11 protein-coding genes, 1 pseudogene and 1 riboswitch are annotated in these 16,764 nt (G+C 64.8%); of the genes and pseudogenes, 6 read left to right on the forward strand and 6 right to left on the reverse strand.

Features of this window, described 5'->3' with window-relative positions; translation table 11 throughout:
- Positions 1 to 14: 14 nt before the first annotated feature.
- Both mnxG and CCOS864_RS13670 read right to left on the reverse strand, forming a co-directional pair.
- Positions 15 to 5,891 carry a manganese-oxidizing multicopper oxidase MnxG gene (mnxG, locus tag CCOS864_RS13665; RefSeq protein ID WP_115086796.1) on the reverse strand — a complete coding sequence of 1,959 codons (5,877 nt, stop codon included), beginning with the start codon at positions 5,889 to 5,891 and terminating at the stop codon, positions 15 to 17.
- A 238-nt stretch (positions 5,892 to 6,129) separates the two neighbouring features.
- The gene (locus CCOS864_RS13670) at positions 6,130 to 6,732 is read right to left on the reverse strand and encodes a lytic transglycosylase domain-containing protein (protein ID WP_115086797.1); all 603 of its coding nucleotides are present in this window, start codon (positions 6,730 to 6,732) and stop codon (positions 6,130 to 6,132) included.
- 177 nt (positions 6,733 to 6,909) lie between these two features.
- Here CCOS864_RS13670 and gspG point away from each other — a divergent pair, with 177 nt between their 5' ends.
- From gspG to CCOS864_RS13690, 4 genes are all read left to right on the forward strand, one after another.
- Positions 6,910 to 7,332 carry a type II secretion system major pseudopilin GspG gene (gspG, locus tag CCOS864_RS13675; protein ID WP_115086798.1) on the forward strand — a complete coding sequence of 141 codons (423 nt, stop codon included), beginning with the start codon at positions 6,910 to 6,912 and terminating at the stop codon, positions 7,330 to 7,332.
- A 16-nt stretch (positions 7,333 to 7,348) separates the two neighbouring features.
- The gene (locus CCOS864_RS13680; RefSeq protein WP_115086799.1) at positions 7,349 to 8,536 is read left to right on the forward strand and encodes a type II secretion system F family protein; all 1,188 of its coding nucleotides are present in this window, start codon (positions 7,349 to 7,351) and stop codon (positions 8,534 to 8,536) included.
- A 38-nt stretch (positions 8,537 to 8,574) separates the two neighbouring features.
- A riboswitch (TPP riboswitch) is annotated at positions 8,575 to 8,689 on the forward strand.
- An 81-nt stretch (positions 8,690 to 8,770) separates the two neighbouring features.
- Entirely contained in the window at positions 8,771 to 9,418 is a 648-nt protein-coding gene (locus CCOS864_RS13685; RefSeq protein ID WP_115086800.1) for a TenA family protein, read from the forward strand.
- A 3-nt stretch (positions 9,419 to 9,421) separates the two neighbouring features.
- Positions 9,422 to 10,087: a TenA family protein gene (locus CCOS864_RS13690; RefSeq protein ID WP_115086801.1), complete on the forward strand. Its 666-nt coding sequence runs from the start codon at positions 9,422 to 9,424 to the stop codon at positions 10,085 to 10,087.
- Positions 10,088 to 10,133: 46 nt separating this feature from the next.
- Here the strand turns inward: CCOS864_RS13690 and CCOS864_RS13695 are convergent, their stop codons facing one another.
- Together CCOS864_RS13695 and CCOS864_RS13700 are read right to left on the reverse strand one after the other, a co-directional pair.
- On the reverse strand, positions 10,134 to 11,048 hold the full coding sequence (locus CCOS864_RS13695; protein WP_115086802.1) for a site-specific integrase: 915 nt from the start codon (positions 11,046 to 11,048) through the stop codon (positions 10,134 to 10,136).
- A gap of 181 nt (positions 11,049 to 11,229) precedes the next feature.
- Positions 11,230 to 12,021: a hypothetical protein gene (locus tag CCOS864_RS13700; protein WP_115086803.1), complete on the reverse strand. Its 792-nt coding sequence runs from the start codon at positions 12,019 to 12,021 to the stop codon at positions 11,230 to 11,232.
- A gap of 131 nt (positions 12,022 to 12,152) precedes the next feature.
- Between CCOS864_RS13700 and CCOS864_RS13705 the strand changes: the two genes are divergently transcribed.
- A complete protein-coding gene (locus tag CCOS864_RS13705) occupies positions 12,153 to 12,800 on the forward strand; it encodes a DUF1345 domain-containing protein (protein WP_115086804.1) in 648 nt (215 codons plus the stop codon).
- 9 nt (positions 12,801 to 12,809) lie between these two features.
- Here the strand turns inward: CCOS864_RS13705 and CCOS864_RS13710 are convergent.
- Positions 12,810 to 13,982 (reverse strand): annotated as a pseudogene (locus CCOS864_RS13710) (pyridoxal phosphate-dependent aminotransferase); the annotation flags it as partial.
- Between the two features lie 308 nt (positions 13,983 to 14,290).
- Between CCOS864_RS13710 and CCOS864_RS13715 the strand changes: the two are divergent.
- Positions 14,291 to 14,551, forward strand: coding sequence for a DUF1652 domain-containing protein (locus CCOS864_RS13715; RefSeq protein ID WP_115086805.1), 261 nt, complete (start codon positions 14,291 to 14,293; stop codon positions 14,549 to 14,551).
- Here the strand turns inward: CCOS864_RS13715 and CCOS864_RS13720 are convergent, their stop codons facing one another.
- Positions 14,552 to 16,636, reverse strand: a complete 2,085-nt coding sequence (locus CCOS864_RS13720) for a putative bifunctional diguanylate cyclase/phosphodiesterase (protein ID WP_115086806.1) — start codon at positions 16,634 to 16,636, stop codon at positions 14,552 to 14,554.
- Between the last annotated feature and the right edge of the window lie 128 nt (positions 16,637 to 16,764).

Consider the following 16,764-nt stretch of genomic DNA (forward strand, 5'->3'; position numbering starts at 1 on the left):
ACCCTTCCCCTCACTCACTGTGCTGGCGGCGTGGCCGGTGGTGTTTCGTTGGTCACCCGCAGGATCCCCCACAAGCCGGACACGTTGCCGTAGGCGGCGTAGTCGCGGAACAGGTAGTCGCCCGGCACCGCGTTGCTGCCGCCGGCGCTGGGCAGCATGAAGCTGAAGTGCGCGGCCGGCAGCACGCTCTCCTGGGCGCCGATGTACATGGCCTGCGGGTTGTAGCCAAAGCGCACCGAACCGATACCCGGCAGGTACATCGGGTAGCCGCCCGGGTCGGCCTTCTCCGGCTGGTAGGCATGCAGCGGCCACAGGTGCCCGTCGAGCTGGTAGGTGATGCCGCGGCTGCCGCCGGTGGGCATCAGCACATGGTTGCGCAACGGCTGGCCAGGCTTGGCCCAGAGCACCGGGGTTTGTGGGTCGCCGCCGACCAGGGCATTGCTGTAGGCCATGTGGGCGTTGGGCACGTCGGCCCAGCCATTGCCATCGGCATGGCCGAACGGCGCATCCGGGGCCAGGCCGAAGCGGAACCACAACGGCTCGGTCTTGTAGTTGATGGCCATGTTCGAGTTGTCCTTCGGATCACCCGGCACGCCGTTGCCTTCAGTGGCAATGCCTTCCACCGGCCGGCCATCGGCCCAGCGCATGTTCAGCGAGCGCTGCCACAGCGTGGCGAAGTCGCGGTAGGCGGTTTGCCCCGGTACCTGCACCGTGGCCGAGGCCCGGCTTGCCGTGTCTTCGCTCCAGGTGGCGTTGAGCGGCAGGATGCTCATGGCGCCGATCAGGCCCTTCTGCCCCTGCTTGATGACATCGGCCGGGGTGATGTTCAGGCCGCCGAACTCGATGGCGGTGGTGTTGATGTTGTCCACCGCGCGGCCCATCTGCAGCACCGGCTTGCCTTCGCGCTCCAGATGCCCGGCGTAGTACTGGTAGACCTTGTTCGGGTACGCGCCGCTGTTGCCTGCGCGGGGCGGCACGGTCTGTACCGGGTTCTGGCCGACGTTGGCGCCGTCCGACTTGGTGATGTCGTAGGCCAGCAATTGGGTATGCAGGCCGACATGGCTGGAAGGACGCATCAGGTTGTTGTTGAAGGCGGTGGAGCCTTCACTGCCATTGCGGTCGCGCTTGACCACGTTCTGCATCACGGCGGTGCTGGCCAGGTCCGGCATGACCAGCGGCAGGCGGTTCTCCAGGGTGACCTTCAGGCACTCGCCGGCAGCGGCGCGCAGCACCAGCGGTTCCACCGGCACACCGGGCTTGAGTTTGCCGGTGCCGGGGTCGAGGTCGGCCTTGCGCACATAGAGGATCGCGGTCGGGTCATGCAGTGGCCCGCTATGGCCGCCGATGGTGAAGGTCTCGCCATCTTCCGGGTCGGTCACCGTCACCTGCGGGATGCTGGTACGCCGGCTGTTGTACACCAGGGTACCGCCGTTGGCCTTGAGCGGGCCGCCGACATGCTGGCCGACACCGGCCGGGTCGTTGATGCTCACACCCAACGCGTTGCCGAGGATGTCGTTGGCCAGGGCGGCGACGATTTCATAGCTGCGCTGCACCGTCGGCCGGGTGCCGATGCCGTTGCTGTTGGCGGTAAAGCGTGGGCAGATCCCGTCAAACGCCACGGTGTTGCGCGCCGCCATCGGCAGCGGGTTGTTGGGCAAGGCAAACAGGTCGTTGCGGCTGCTGGTGTAGTTGCGCATTACCCCCCAGATACCGTTCCAGTAGCCTTCGTGGGCGGCATCGAGCGAGTACAGGTAATCGCCGTTGGGCGCAGACGCGCTGGAGATCATCGACACCGGCGCCATGAAGCCCAGCTGTTCGGAAATGCCCACCATCTGCGAGGCTTTCCAGCCGGAGTTCGAGCTGTTGCCGAAGCCCGAGCCGTTCTGCAGCCACTTGACGCCGTGCAGGGTCACGTTGTGCTCTTCTTCATGGCCACCGGCATGCATGCGCAGGCGCACGTTGTCACCGGAGTAAGTGCGCAGCATCGGCGTGAACGGGTCGCCCGGCTCTGCCCCGGCGGTATTGATGTGCGGCGGGAACCGCGTGGTGCCACCGGTCGGGCCGACCGCCGAGGTAATCGCCGCCGGCGACAGGTTCATCGCCGGGATGGCGCGGTCGGTGCGACTTTGCATGGCGTAGGCCAGGTCACCGGCCAGGCCATCGGCCTGCATGCCGCGCTTGCCGTCCGGGGCCACCTTGTTGGGGTCGTAGACGCGCAGGGCCAGCGGTTCGTTGCGGTAGTTGACGACGAACATGCCTGGATCGTCCACCGAGATAGCCTGCGGGCACGGCCGGCTCGGGCAGCCCGGGTTCAGGCCGCCGCGCGATTCGACCACCGACTCCAGCAGGTTCGAGGCCTTCTGCCGTACCGGCGGGTTGATCGCATAGCGGAAGCTGTCGGCACTGGCCGGGTACGCCTGGGCATTGGGGATGCCATTCGGGCCTGCACCGACATACACCCCGGCTTCATAGGCGTGCTGGAAGTCGCTGTACTCAAGGAAGAACTCGCGGTAGCTGTCGTTGCGTCCGTCACCGTCGAGGTCGCCGGTTTTCACCACCGCCTGCCAGGACGTCGGCCCGCCGTCTTCGCGCAGGGCGCTGTTGTACAGCAGCTCGCCGGTTTCGGCGTGGTACCAGGTGGAACCGGCCGGCTCCGCCAGTACGGTGGCGTACAGGCCCAGTTGCTGGTGGGTCGATGGGCCGAGGTGGTCGTGGGTGAAGATGGTGCCCAGGCCACGGTCGACGTTATGCACGTTGACCACCGGGTCGACGAACCAGCGCTGCATGGCGGTACGTGCGCCCAGCCAGTCGGCGCGCCCGTAGCGGCCGAAGAACGGGTGAGCCTTGGCCACCGGGCACTCGGCCGTGCCTTCGCGGGGGTCGCCGGCGCGGCATTGATTGAACTCGCGAATCGCATGAATGCGCTCGACCACGGTGCCTGGGGAAAGAATGCCGTCTTCGTAGTTCCAGCCGTTGGCCGAGCCGTCGGCGGCGGTCAGGTCCCATTTCGGCAGGTGGATATGCTGGCCGATGACGTCGGTCGGCGTGCGCACCTGGTAGTCGTCCATCTCGTAGTACGAGGGGATCAGGTTGGTGTGCTGGTACATCACGCAGTCGAAGGTGTTCATGCGCATCACCAGCGGCTCAGGTGGGCGCTGCTTGTTGATCACCGGCCAGGCGTCTTCCCAGAGGCTGATGATCCGCGCTTGCGGGAAGTGGTAGCCGACCTTGTTGTACACCGCGTCGAACTGGATGTTGGCGCCCTTGTAGATGCGCGGGCGGTCGGCGGTAAAGGTCGAGCTGCCGGTAAAGCTCATGCCGTCCAGGCGCTCGCCACTGTTGAACTCACCGGCCCCGGAGAACTGGGTCAGACGCTTGGCGCGGTCGTCCATGCACGGCTCGTAGTACGGTGCACCGGCGGTGGGCGCCGCGCCGTTGGTGCGAAAGTTACGCGCCACGGTCTGCTTGCCCGGCAGCACGGCATAGCTTGGGTGTTCCAGCTTGGAATGGAAGCTCATCGCCGCCTGTTCGACGTCGGTGCCCTCCTCGGGCAGGAACACCGCCTTGGCCTTGGTGATCGCCTTGGTGAAGTCCAGTGCGGTGGTCGTGACCACGGCTTCGCCACCGGCAGACAGTCCATCCAGGGCATGCCGTGGCAAGCCGCCGTCCCAGCCACCGACCTGGGCCGGGTCGAGGTTGGCCCACAGGGCGTTGCCGGAGTTCTTCAGCTGTTGCGCCTTGGCCGGATCGAGCATGTCCAGCGGTGGAGTTGGCGGGCGTTGGCCGACGGTGTTTTCCATGCCGCCGATCCAGAACGGGAAGCCCGGGTTCTTCAGGCTGCCGTCGGCGTTGCGGTTGGCTTCGCTGCGATCGACCAGGGCCAGGGAACCGACAGCGCGTGGCGCGGCGTCGTGATGGCCGGAGTCGTCATCGCCCTCCTCTTGCTCGTCGTCATCGTTTTTCGCGACCAGGGTTTGCGCCAGCTTCGGAATCACCGCGACCTTGCCCGGCATCGGCGCCATGGCCTTGCCTGGCAACGGTACGATGGCCGGGATGGGTGTACCGGCGATGATCTCACCGTCCGGCAAGGCCCGGGCGCCCGCGGCAGGCTTGCCGCTGCGCAAGGCGAACGGCACGCTGTGAAAACCGCTCTCGCTCTGGCCCGACACTTCCAGGCGGGTGCCTTCCTCGAACACATCGTGGACCCGCCACATGCTCCACATGCCCTGGGCAAAGTGCGGGTAGAAGTGGCAATGGTAGATAGCGTCGCCGGCCACGCGGTTGCGGTTGCCCGAGCCGCCGTTGGCGATTTCGTAGGTGTAGCCGACACCCGGGCCGATGCCCTGGGCATCGACATAGTCGGAGTTGTCGTCATTGGGGTTGAACAGCCACTGGTGACCGTGCAGGTGGAAGATATGCTGCTCGTGGCCGTTATGGGTGTTGCGGAACTTGACCATGTCGCCGATGTAGCTGTGGTTGACGTTGGCCGGTTCCGCCGGGTAAAGGGCCATGGTGGCCTTGACCCCGACCTGCTCGGCGCTCGGGGTCTGGCCCGGGCGAATGTTCTCAAGGCCGACGTTGGCCGGTACGTCCACCAGCATCGCCACGTCGCCGACGGTGTGCGAACTCAAGAAGAACTCTTCGTAGGCGCAGGACAGGCAGTCATGCATCGGTCCCACGCCCAGACGGTTGGCCACCACCTCGGCGCCCATGCCGCCGGAGCCGTAGTTGATCATGAACGAATCGCGGGTCGGCTCCAGAACATGCCCCATCACCGGGTCGGCCCAGTAAGCGGGAAAGGCCTGGGTCGAGGCGGCTTCATCGGTGAACTGCGCGGCGAAATCGCGAAACGGCTCCAGGCGGTTGGGGATGGCCGGGTTACGTTTGCCGAGGCTTTCCAGCGGGTAGGTCGAGGCCGGGAAGCTGCCATCGGCGTTGGGCCCCATGACGATGGCGTCGGACTCACTGGAGATGATCTCGTTGCCGTCGGTCATGGCAATGATCGGCGCGCCGGCCTTGCCCTCGCTGATCCAGGGTTCCTGCTGCGGGTAGCGCGCCTGGTAGTCGACGATCGGCTGGCCAGTGGGGGTGCGGCCGCTGCTGCTCAGGCGCATTTCTTCTTCGGTGAGGGTATTGCGGAAGGTGCGCCCACCTTTGGGCAGCACCACGACCTGGCCGAACAGGCCGTTGGCGACGTTGCCGGCAGCGCCTTCACCGCCAAAGGTCGCGCCCTGGCTGGTGGCGGCAAACGCACCTTCGCGTTCGGCATACAAGGTGTAGGAGCGGCTGGCGCCGGGGGCGATCAGGAAGTTGCCATTGCGCCCGGTGTTGGCGGCGATGTCGGCGATGCTGTTGACCGCCTGCATGCCGTTGACCTGAAAGCCGACATGGCGGTCGGTAACCTGTTCGTCGGCGACAAAATGCTCGCCGCCTGGCTCGTTGCCTGCGGCGGCTTCGTTCTCTTCAGCTTCGTTTTCCTCGCCTTCGACCTCGTTCTCTTCTTCGTGGTCGATACCGTGCTTGTTCGGGTTGGCCTGGTAGGCCAGCAGGTTCTGCAGGTTGATGGTCAGGCAGTCGCCCGCCGCCACCCGCAGCACGATCGGCCGCGGGCGCTTGTCCGGGCGCAGGCTGACTTTACCCGGCACTGCCGCTCCGCCACTGGCCAGCGACACCTGGTGCTCGTCGACCACATCGCGGCGCAGGGCGAACATCATGCCGTTGGCATTCTGCGCACCCAGGCGGTTGAACATCAGTGGCTGATCGATCGCCACCACATTGGCCACCAGGTTGCGCTCGCAGCGCACGGCGGCTTCGCTGAGCGGCTGCCAGCCCAAGCTGGCGGCGGCGATCAGCAGTGAAGTCAGGACTGAGCCTTTGATTGGAGTCATCATGGCGTGCCTCTGTGGTGCAAGGGAACTCTGGAGGGGCTGGAGCAAGGCCCATGCCATATTTTTTATTGTTGTTTTTCAGTTACTTACAAAGATTAGTGAATCCTGATTGGGGGTGATTCCCCGGTATTCCCCACTAATCGGGGGTTGCCTCTGGGTTGCGACCGCTGCGCGCTCGATCGCCGGCAACGCCGGCTCCCACGGGACAGGACTACTGTGGGAGCCGGCATAGCCTTGCCGTTCACAAAGGCGCATCCACCGCCAGGCCCTGCAGCCGCCGGTACTGGCGCAACACCTTGGGCACATAGCGCTGGGTTTCGGCGAACGGCGGTACCACCCGGCCGCGGCGCAGCACCGCGTCGGGCCCGGCGTTATAGGCGGCCACTGCCAGGGTGATGTCGTTGTCGAACAGGGTGAGCATGCGTTTGAGGTAGCGCGCCCCACCCTGCACGTTCGCGGCCGGGTCGAGGACATTCTTCACCCCCATCTCCTTGGCGGTGTCCGGCATCAACTGCATCAGCCCCGCCGCGCCACTGGTGGAGCGGGCATTGGGGTCGTAGCGCGATTCGGCCTGGATCACTGCATGCAGCAACGCGGCTGGCAGGTCATGGGTTCTAGCGGCGGCCGCCACGACTTCGGCGTATGGCATGCCGGTGATCAATTGCCGACCATTGCCGGCCAGGCTCGGCGCTGTCTCGCTGACCACCCGCTGGTACGTTCGGCCCGGCCGGTGGACGTTGCTCAACACATAGCTGCCATCGGCCTTGACCGAGATGTACACATCGGCCTGAGCCGGATTGCTTGTGGCCAACCAGGCCAGGATTCCCGCAGTGAGCCAGCGCATCGTGCCACCCTCCCCGTTGCGTCCCCCAGAAAGTGGGGCATATGCCCCGATTGCCAGGGCTTCACCCTCCTGACGCAAGCACTGTGCCGCCTTGCCGGGGCCGTGCGGCAAAGGCCCGGCGCAGACGCGCACGGCATTTGCATAAGCCCTTGCAGCGCACCTACGGAGGGCCTGGCAATGAACAACAACCATCGCGCGCAACGTGGCTTCACCCTGCTTGAACTGTTGGTGGTCCTGGTGGTGCTGGGGCTGCTGGCCGGCATCGTCGCACCCAAGTACTTCAGTCAGCTGGGGCGCTCGGAGGCCAAGGTGGCCCGGGCCCAGATCGAAGGCCTGGGCAAGGCCCTGGACCTGTACCGGCTGGAGGTGGGGCACTACCCCAACTCAGAACAAGGCTTGCAGGCGCTGGTGGTCCCCCCCAGCGATGAGGTGCGCTGGTCAGGCCCGTACTTGCAGAAAAAGGTCCCGCAAGACCCCTGGGGGCGTAACTACATCTACCGCCAGCCCGGTGAAAACGGCGAGTACGACCTGCTGTCGATGGGCAAGGACGGCCAACCCGGCGGCGATGGCGAGAACGCCGAGATCACCAGTTGGCAATAGTCGGGAGGGGCTGCACATGCGCTACGAACTCAAGGCACTGGGCAAGGCCGGCGTGGTCTTGCTGCAGGTCGACGCCCAGGACGCAGGCCTCGCCCGCGAGCAGGTCGAGCAACAGGGCTTGCGGGTGGTCAGCGTGCGCAGTTGCCAGCGCCTGGCCGGCTTGCGCTGGCGGCGTGGCGAGGTGTTCGACCTGGTGCTGTTCAGCCAGGAGCTGACCACCCTGATCAACGCCGGCCTGCCGCTGATTGACGCCCTCGAGAGCCTGGCCGAGAAAGAGACCGCGCCCCAGGCGTGCAAGACCCTCGGTGAGCTGGTGCGCCTGCTGTACGAAGGCAAGTCGTTGTCCCAGGCCCTGGCGCAGTTGCCCAGCGTGTTCCCGCCGCTGTACGTGGCCCTGGTGCAGTCGAGCGAGAAGACCGGCGCCCTGGGCGATGCCCTCGGCCGCTATGTCGCCTACCGCCAGCGCATGGACGAAGTGCGCCAGAAGATCATCAGCGCCTCGATCTACCCGCTGCTGCTGTTGCTGGTCGGTGGTGGCGTGGTGCTGTTTCTGCTGGGGTATGTGGTACCGCGCTTCAGCCTGGTGTTCGAAGGCCTGGGCACCGAACTGCCGTGGATGTCGCGCTGGCTGATGCAGGCCGGGATGTTCCTGCACGCCCATCAGATGGCCATGGGCAGCGGTTTCGTGCTGCTGATGGTGCTGCTGTTTGTCATGCGCCGCGAGCCACGGGTACGCCGCTGGCTGAACCGCCAGCTGGAGCGCCTGCCGGCCCTGCACAAGCGCCTGGTGATGTACGAACTGGCGCGTTTCTACCGCTCGCTGGGGATCCTCCTGCAAGGCGGCATCCCGATCCTCACCGCCATGGCCATGGCTCGCGGCCTGCTCGGTGCAGCCGGCGCGCAGCGCCTGGAGCAGGCCTGTGAACGGGTCACTGAGGGCCTGTCGCTGTCGGCGGCGCTGGAAGCCGGGCAACTGGTGACGCCCGTGTCATTGCGCCTGCTGCGCGCTGGCGAGCAGTCCGGCAACCTCGGGCAGATGATGGAGCGCAGTGCCGACTTCTACGACGCGGAAATCAGCCGCTGGATCGAGTGGTTCGTGCGCCTGTTCGAGCCGCTGCTGATGACCTTCATCGGCCTGCTGATCGGCCTGATCGTGATCCTCATGTACATGCCGATCTTCGAACTGGCCTCGAGCATCCACTAGCACGCGACGTGACAATCATCGGCCCTTGCTGTATAGATTCGGCCACCAAGGGGAGCCCGGCAACGGGCTGAGAAACCGCTGGCACTTGCAGCGCGGTGACCCTTCGAACCTGATCCGGATCATGCCGGCGAAGGGATGGGTATTGTGCACCTGCCTTTTTGCCGGCCTCACTGCGGGGCCGACCATGCCTGACATTGCCGGCTCCGCTGTCGTCACTCTAAAAAGGACAGCAGCATGAGCGCGCGCTTCACCGACAGCCTTCGCCAGCAAAGCGAGCCAAGCTGGACCCAGTGCATCGAGCACCGCTTCGTCAACGAACTGCTCGAGGGCCGTTTGGCCGACCCGGTACTGGTCAACTACCTGATCCAGGACCACCGTTTCATCGATGCCTTCCTGACCCTGCTCGGTGCAGCCATCGCCACGGCGGATACCTTCGAGGCGCGCATTCGCCTGGGGCGCTTTACCGGGGTGATTGCCGGTGAAGAGAACACCTACTTCCTGCGGGCCTTCGAAGCCCTTGGCGTCAGCGAGGCCCGGCGCCTCGAAGCGCCGGATTCAGTACCGACTGCCGGCTTCAAGGCGATCATGCGCGAAGCCGCGGCCACCCGCTCCTACGCCGCCGCCCTGGCGGTGCTCAACGTTGCCGAAGGCCTGTACCTGGACTGGGCCCTGCGGGCCAACCAGCAGCTGCCGCCGCGCTTCGAGCATGCCGAGTGGATCACCCTGCACGACAACCCGGCCTTCCAGGACTTCGTCGCCTTCCTGCGTGCCGAGCTGGACCGGGTCGGGCCCGATCACCCGCAAATCAGCAGCGACTTCTTCCTGCGCACTGTGGCGCTGGAGCAGGCGTTTTTCGACGCAGCCTACGACATCGAGGGGTAAGCCATGGATATCTTCGAGCGCCTGAAACAGGCCGCCAGCGCCGATTGGCACAGCTATGTAGAGCACGATTTCGTTCGCCAGATGGGCGCCGGCAACCTGGCGCAAGCGGCGTTTCGCAAGTACCTGGTGCAGGACTACCTGTTCCTGATCCAGTTCGCCCGCTCCTGGGCCCTGGCCGCCTACAAGAGCCGCACCCTCGCCGATATCCGCGCCGCCCAGGCCGGGCTTGCGGCGATCCTCGACGAAACCGAGCTGCACGTGCGTCTGTGCCAACGCTGGGGCCTGTCGCCCGAAGACCTCGCGGCGACGCCAGAGCACCAGGCCACCGTGGCCTACACCCGTTTCGTGCTGGACTGCGGCGCCGCCGGTGACCTGCTCGACCTGCACGTGGCCCTGGCGCCGTGCGTGATCGGTTACGCCGAGATCGGCCGCAACCTGACCCCCAATGGCGTTGAGGCGCTGGGCGATCATCCTTATCGCGAGTGGATTGGCGAATACGCCGGCGCCGGTTACCAGGGCGTGGCCACCGCTGCCCGCGCGCACCTGGATGACCTGGCTTCACGGACCATGACCGAACGGCGTTTCGAGGAACTGGTCAAGGTCTTCGCCCAGGCCTCGCGGCTGGAAGCGGACTTCTGGCAGATGGGGCTGGAGGCCGCGAGGCCGTAATACTGCACCAGCTCCCACAGGGGGCGTAGGCTGCAGGGCCCACAGGTCAGTAATCGTAGCGATCTACCGCCCGCCGCCGCTCGTTGTCATCGCGCATGTCGTAGTTGGCGGTGGTCTGGATGTTGGTGTGATGGGCAAGCTTTTGCGCGATCGACAGGTCATGTTCCTCGATCACCCGGGTGATGAACGAGCGGCGAAAATCATGGGGCATGATCTTCACGCCGACCTGGGTGCCGCGCTGACGGGCAATGTAGTAGATCGCGTGCTTGGTGATGCGCTCGCGGGTGATGTGGCTGCCGCGGCGGATGCGGTTGAACAGGAACTCATCGTCAGCCTGCCCTTCAGGCAACTGCTCGCGGCGAAACGCCAGCCAGGCATTGAGCTTCTCGAAGGCCCAGGGCGGTGCGTACTTGATCAGTTGCTTGTTGCCTTTGCCCAGCACCTGCAGGCTACGTTCGTCGAAATCCACCTGGCTTAACGTCAGGTTGACCGACTCGGACTTGCGCATGCCGGTGCCGTACAGCAAGGCGATTACCGCCGCATCACGCAGGCCCTGGGGCCGCGGGTCGGCGGCGCAGGCATCCATCAGTTCGCGGATCAGGCTGCGCTTGAGGTTGCGCCCGGCCGGCAGGCGCGTGCCCTGGGTCGGCTTGACCGTGCGAATCTTGAGCAACTGCTCCTGGCTGATCAGGCTCAGGCGCCACGCCTCGTTCATTACCCCACGCACCGCGTTGACGTACAGCGACGAGGTGTTCGGCGCATAGCCGTCGGCGCGCAAGGCCGCCACCAACGCGGTGACATGCCCGGGTTCAAGCTGGTGCCAGGGCACCTCGGCAATATCGCAATCCTCGAAACCCAGGCGGTCGGCGGCATCCTGGAGGATGTACTTCATGGTCAGCTGGCTGGAGGGCGCCAGGCGCGCGAGGTATTGCAGCAAGGGGTTTTGCAGTGAATCGGACAAACCGGGAATCCTGTAGAGCGCAACAGAGGTCAGGGGCCTGCAACGGGCCAGTCTGACTCGTCACAACGCCGCGGCAACTGACCTGCATCACAATCAGGTCATTGATTGGCAAGTCTTTTTAGCCACGGCAAGAATCCCGATAGTACCTCATCGATGCCCCCGGAATCGATTGAGGGCAATTTCATGGCACCGGATCTTCCACGTACAGCTTTACCGTCTCCCGGGTCAGCGACAGCACTTCATGGGTCAGGCCGTCGAAATCGCTCTCGCCATGCTCCAGGTAGCCGTCACTGCGTTTGACCACGTAGGGCACATAGCCGCGCGGCTTGCCGGTGTCGGTGTCGATGATCTGCATCCGGTCACTGTAGAGCGGCAACGGGTCGATCAGCGGCACCAGGGGCGCACGACCGACCACTATCGGGTCGGGCACCCACTCCGGCAGCCGGTCGCGGTGCTTGGCCACTTCGCTGAGCACCTGGGCGACCGGCAGTTGCATGGTTTTCGAGTAGTAGGCGTTGTAGGCAAAGGCGGTAATGCTCAGCTTGCAGGGGATGCTGGTCTTGCCCTCCAGCAGGCGATGGATTGCCGGCTTGAGCAGCGCCGTCTCGGTAGAACGGTCCGGGGTGGTCTTGTTGAAACGTGCCCAGACCACATAGTTGTAGCCCCGAATTTCAGAAATGCCCTCGAAGTCCACCCCGCCACCCAGGTTGTAGATCATTGCATGACCGACAGTGAAGTCCTGGTCGTCACCCAGGGCGCACTTGAGCCACTCACCGATCTGGCCATCGCCGGTGTGCCGTTTGAACAGGCTGACAATCTCTTCGTCGCTGCGAAAGCGCAGGTAATAGGAGCCGTCGTGATAGGTGAAGGAGCTGAACTCCAGCGGCATCGATTCGATACCGTGGCTGCAACCGCCGAGCGACAGTGCAGCGCCCAGGGCACAAGCGGCCAGGCGAAAAGAAGGGGCAAACAAAGGCGGCGTCATCCATGAGCATACAAGGCGCGCAAGGATGCCCAAGGCCACGCCTGCCAGCAAGCATTTCCGTGTCCGGTGGCCGCAGCAATGGGCTACAGTTGCCCAGGTACCCCCCGACCTGAGGCACCATGGCTTTCCATCGACTGACCCGCACCCACCCGCGCCTGAGCTTTTCTGCCGTCGCCGGTTGCCTGGGGGGCTGGCTGATTCCCGCCGACAACCTGGTCCAGCATATTCTTACCGGCTGGAACATCGGCGTCTGGCTGTACCTGCTGCTGGTGCTGTGGCTGACCTTGCGCGCCAGCCCCGAGAAGGTTCGCGAAGTCGCCTGCATCGAGGATGAAAACGCCGGCCTGGTGCTGTTCACCGTCAGCATCGCGGCGATCGCCAGCCTCGCCGCAGTGACCCTGCAACTGGCCGCCAGCCGAGGGCTGGCCGGTGGCCCGCAACTGCTGCACTACGCCTACACCGGCTTCACCGTCGCGGGCTCCTGGCTGATGATCGGCATGATCTTCAGCCTGCACTACGCCAGGCTGTTCTACACCGCCGGCAGCAAGGAGCCTTTACTGCGCTTTGCCGACGGCGAGCTGAACCCCGATTACTGGGACTTTCATTATTTCTCGTTCACCCTCAACGTCGCGGTGCAGACTTCGGACGTGGGGGTTGCCGATCGGCAGATGCGCCGCATCGTCCTGGCCCACTCCCTGGTAGGCTTCGTGTTCAATACCGCGATTCTGGGCTTTACCATCAACATCGCGGCCGGTTTGCTGAACTGACGGCAAGCCTTCAAGGACTTGTACGGCGCAGCGGGCAATGCGCTGGCAGGCCTGCTCCAGGCGTTCGCTATCAAGTACCAGGCCAAAGCGCAGGTGCCCAGCGGCGCTGGGGCCGAAAGCATCACCGGCCAGCACCGACACCCCATGTTCCTCCAGCAGGCGCTCGGCAAAGGCCTGGGCGCCGATTCCGGTCTCGCGGATATCAATCATCACGAACATGCCGCCATCGGGCTTGTGCACGCGGATACCCGGGCAGCCTTCGAGGCTGGCGCAAACCCGGTCGCGCCGCTCGCGGTAGGTTTCGCGCATCTGCCGCACCTCGGGCAGATCCTGCTCCAACGCCACCTGGGCGGCGTTCTGGATAAAGTCCGGCAAGCCATAGAGCATGCACAGGGCCAGGTTGCCCAGGTGCTCGGCCAATACCTGCGGACCAATCACCCAGCCTACCCGCCAACCGGACATCGCGTGGGACTTGGACAGGCTGTTGATGGTCGCGCTGCGTGCGGCCATGCCCGGCAGGCTCGCCGGGCTGAAATGCTCGCCCTCAAACAGCAGCTCGCTGTACACCTCATCGGAGATCAGCCACAGGTCGTGGTCGATGCACAACTGCGCCAGGCGCTGCCAGGTGGCCTTGGGCAGGCTCGCGCCGGAGGGGTTGTGCGGACTGTTGAGCAGCAAGGCGCGCGTGCGTGCGGTGATCAGCCGGGCGACATCGTCGGGGTCGACCCGAAAGCCCTGCTCCGGGTGCACCGGCACCGGTACCACCCTCGCGGCGCAGGCGCCGAACACGGCCTCATAGGTGACGTACATCGGCTCGGCGACGATGACTTCGTCACCCGGGTCGAACAGGCACTGGGCCACGCCATACAGCGCGCATTGCGCACCGGCCAGCACCACGACTTCCAGCGGGTCGACCGGCTGCCCACTGCGGCGGGTGTGGTGAGCGGCGATGGCGCTGCGCAAAGCCTCGCTGCCGCGCACGTCGGAATAATGGGTATGGCCGGCACGCAGGCTGTCGATGGCGGCGTCGACGATGGGTTGTGGCGTATCGAAATCCGGGTCACCGATCGATAGCAGGATGATATCCCGGCCCTGGCCTTGCAGTTCGACGGCGCGGTAGTGAATGTTCCAGGCTGCAGCACCGTCACCGGCGATACGTTGGGTGAGCGCGGAATAACGCATGGACGGTCTCCTTGACTGAACCTGGACGCGCCATTGGTCTGAAACTCCCTGGCAAGCATCCCAGCCGACTGCCGGTAAAAATAGCAGAACGGTATTGCTCGACGCGGGGAAATATTCCGTGCAAACGTTTGCCTGGCAAACAAATGTGTTCGCCCTGCCCTGCACCGCGCGTGACCTGGGTCAAACAAACGAAAAACCGTCATGATCGGCGGCGGACACTGATGCCGGTGATGCTATGTTTAGGTTTCTGTCCGGGTCACCTCGGCCCGCCCACTCTTGCGTGAGGTTCACCGTACAAGGAGGCCGGCATGAACAAGCTGACGTTCCCCAACGCCTGCCAGATGATGCGCTGGCATTTTCATCCGCTGGGCTTCGAGGCCAGCATGGACGCTCCGCGAAGCATGGTTGCGCGCCTGTTCGACCGGGCCACCGGCGAAACCCTGCTGGCGATTGCCGGCATTCCCTGTGCCACGCTGATGCAGGCGGCTGACGTCGAACGCATCATCGAAGCGGTGGAGGCGGAACTCGACGCCTTCGAACCCTCCTGCAACCTGCGCGCCGTCGGCTGATCAGCTGGCGGCCAGGGGCTCGCGCCCTCGCTCGATATCGGCAATGAAGCGCTCGGCCGGCTGTGGCTGGCCGAGCAGGTACCCTTGCAAGGAATCACAACCCAGCCGGGTCAGGAAGCTCTGCTGGCGATCGGTCTCTACGCCTTCGGCAACAATCCGCAACCCCAATGCCTGCCCTAGCGCGACAATCGCCGAGACGATGGCGGCATCGTCGCTGTCCTGCTCCAGGTCGCGAACAAAGCCACGGTCGATCTTCAGCTCGTTGGCCGGCAGACGCTTGAGGTACATCAGGCTCGAATAGCCGGTGCCGAAGTCGTCGATGGACAGGTCCACCCCCATGTCTGCAAGCTGTTGCAACACTTGCATGCTGGCGTCGGCATCGCGCATGGCGGTGGTTTCGGTGATCTCCAGGGTCAGGCTGTTGGCCGGCAACTGATGGCGCTCCAGGACCTTGGCCACGCTCTCGACCAACCCGCTGTGGCAGAACTGGATGGCCGAGAGGTTCACGGCGATGCGCCAGTCGCTGTGGCCCTGGTCGATCCAGATGCGCATCTGCCGACAGGCCTCGTCCAGTACCCACTCGCCAATGGGGATGATCAACCCGGTTTTCTCCGCCTGGACGATAAAGCGGTCCGGCAGCAGCAGGCCGTGCTGCGGGTGTTCCCAGCGCAGCAGCGCTTCGGCACCGATCGGCTGGCAGTTGTGGGCATCGAACTTGGGCTGGTAATACAGGCGGAACTGGCCCTGCTCCAGGGCCACGCGCAAATCCTGCAGCAGTTGCAACTGCAGGCGCGCGTTGCTGTTCATTGACACGTCGAAGAAGCTGTAGCCGTTCTTGCCGGCGCTCTTGGCGTGGTACATGGCGGCATCGGCGTTGCGCAGCAGCTCGTGCTGGTCGATGCCATTACCCGGGTACAGGACGATACCGATGCTCGCCGAGATCTGCAGGTTCTGCTCGGCAACGCGAAAGCTGCGCGAGATCAGGTTGACCTGCTTGGCCGCCACGCCCACGGCGTCATCGGCTTCCTGCAGGTCCACCAGCAGCACGAACTCATCGCCGCCGATCCGCGCCAGGGTGTCCTGGCTATGCAGATGTCCGCGCAGGCGCAGGGCGACTTCCTTGAGCAACTGGTCGCCCATATGGTGGCCGAAGGCATCGTTGACCGGCTTGAAGCCATCCAGGTCGATGAACATCAGGGCGAAACAGCCACCCTGCTCGGCCACCTTGCTGATCGCCTGGTCGATTCGGTCGGCCAGCAGCGTGCGGTTGGGCAAGCCGGTGAGCGTGTCGTGCAGGGCCAGTTGGGTGAGTTCCTGATTGGCCAGGGTCAGCGAACGGGCAAGTTCGGCGGTCCGGGCTTCCAGGCGAGCATCCAGCACCGAGGTCAGCAAGGCCGCGGCCAGCACCGCCAGGGTGGTAATCAGCACCAGGTAATCCAGGCCGTTGCCGCTCAGGCCATTACCCAGGGCGCCGCAGTAACTGCCTTCAGGGAAGTTCGCCGCGGCCATGCCGGTGTAATGCATGCCGACGATTGCCACGCCCATGACGATCGCCGCGCCGCCACGGATCTGCCGCACGTAGAGGGTCTGCTGGCGCAGGCGGAAGGCGATCCACAAGGCCGCCGCCGAAGCGCCGACGGCGATCAGCAACGAGGCGCTGAACAACGTGGGGTCGTAGTCGATGCCCGGCGCCATGCGCAGCGCGGCCATGCCGGTGTAATGCATGCTGCTGATACCGGTGCCCATGATCAGTGCGCCAAAACCCAGCTGCAACCAGGGCAAGGTCGGCTGGCTGACCAGCCACAGGGCAAAGCCCGACGACAGCCCGGCGATCAGCAGCGACAGCAAGGTCAGGGTAATGTCATAGCCCAGCTCGATCGGCAGGCTCAGGGCGAGCATGCCGATAAAGTGCATCGACCAGATCCCGGTGCCCATGGCCAGCGCCCCGCCAGCGATCCACAGGTACACCGCACGGCCCTTGGCGGTGGTGATCCGGCCGGTCAGGTCAAGGGCGGTATACGAAGCAAGGATGGCCACACACAGCGAAATCAATACCAGCGAAGAAGAGTAACTACCGATCAGCATGAGGCCTTCCACAACCCGTAGACCGGGCACTGGCAAGGCCCGGATAAAAGCCGATGATTGTACTCAACCTTTGGCGAAACGCACGGAGTTTCGGTGGAAGATGGCAATAACGAATCATCGCCTCTTCA

The organism is Pseudomonas wadenswilerensis (assembly GCF_900497695.1).
GTDB lineage: Bacteria > Pseudomonadota > Gammaproteobacteria > Pseudomonadales > Pseudomonadaceae > Aquipseudomonas > Aquipseudomonas wadenswilerensis.

Bases quoted from the DNA above. Each gene is read 5' to 3' on its own strand.
- CCOS864_RS13685 (WP_115086800.1), top strand. From the start codon at position 8,771: ATGAGCGCGCGCTTCACCGACAGCCTTCGCCAGCAAAGCGAGCCAAGC.
- CCOS864_RS13715 (WP_115086805.1), top strand. From the start codon at position 14,291: ATGAACAAGCTGACGTTCCCCAACGCCTGCCAGATGATGCGCTGGCAT.
- CCOS864_RS13720 (WP_115086806.1), bottom strand. From the start codon at position 16,636: ATGCTGATCGGTAGTTACTCTTCTTCGCTGGTATTGATTTCGCTGTGT.
- gspG (WP_115086798.1), top strand. From the start codon at position 6,910: ATGAACAACAACCATCGCGCGCAACGTGGCTTCACCCTGCTTGAACTG.
- CCOS864_RS13690 (WP_115086801.1), top strand. From the start codon at position 9,422: ATGGATATCTTCGAGCGCCTGAAACAGGCCGCCAGCGCCGATTGGCAC.
- CCOS864_RS13705 (WP_115086804.1), top strand. From the start codon at position 12,153: ATGGCTTTCCATCGACTGACCCGCACCCACCCGCGCCTGAGCTTTTCT.
- CCOS864_RS13670 (WP_115086797.1), bottom strand. From the start codon at position 6,732: ATGCGCTGGCTCACTGCGGGAATCCTGGCCTGGTTGGCCACAAGCAAT.
- mnxG (WP_115086796.1), bottom strand. From the start codon at position 5,891: ATGATGACTCCAATCAAAGGCTCAGTCCTGACTTCACTGCTGATCGCC.
- CCOS864_RS13680 (WP_115086799.1), top strand. From the start codon at position 7,349: ATGCGCTACGAACTCAAGGCACTGGGCAAGGCCGGCGTGGTCTTGCTG.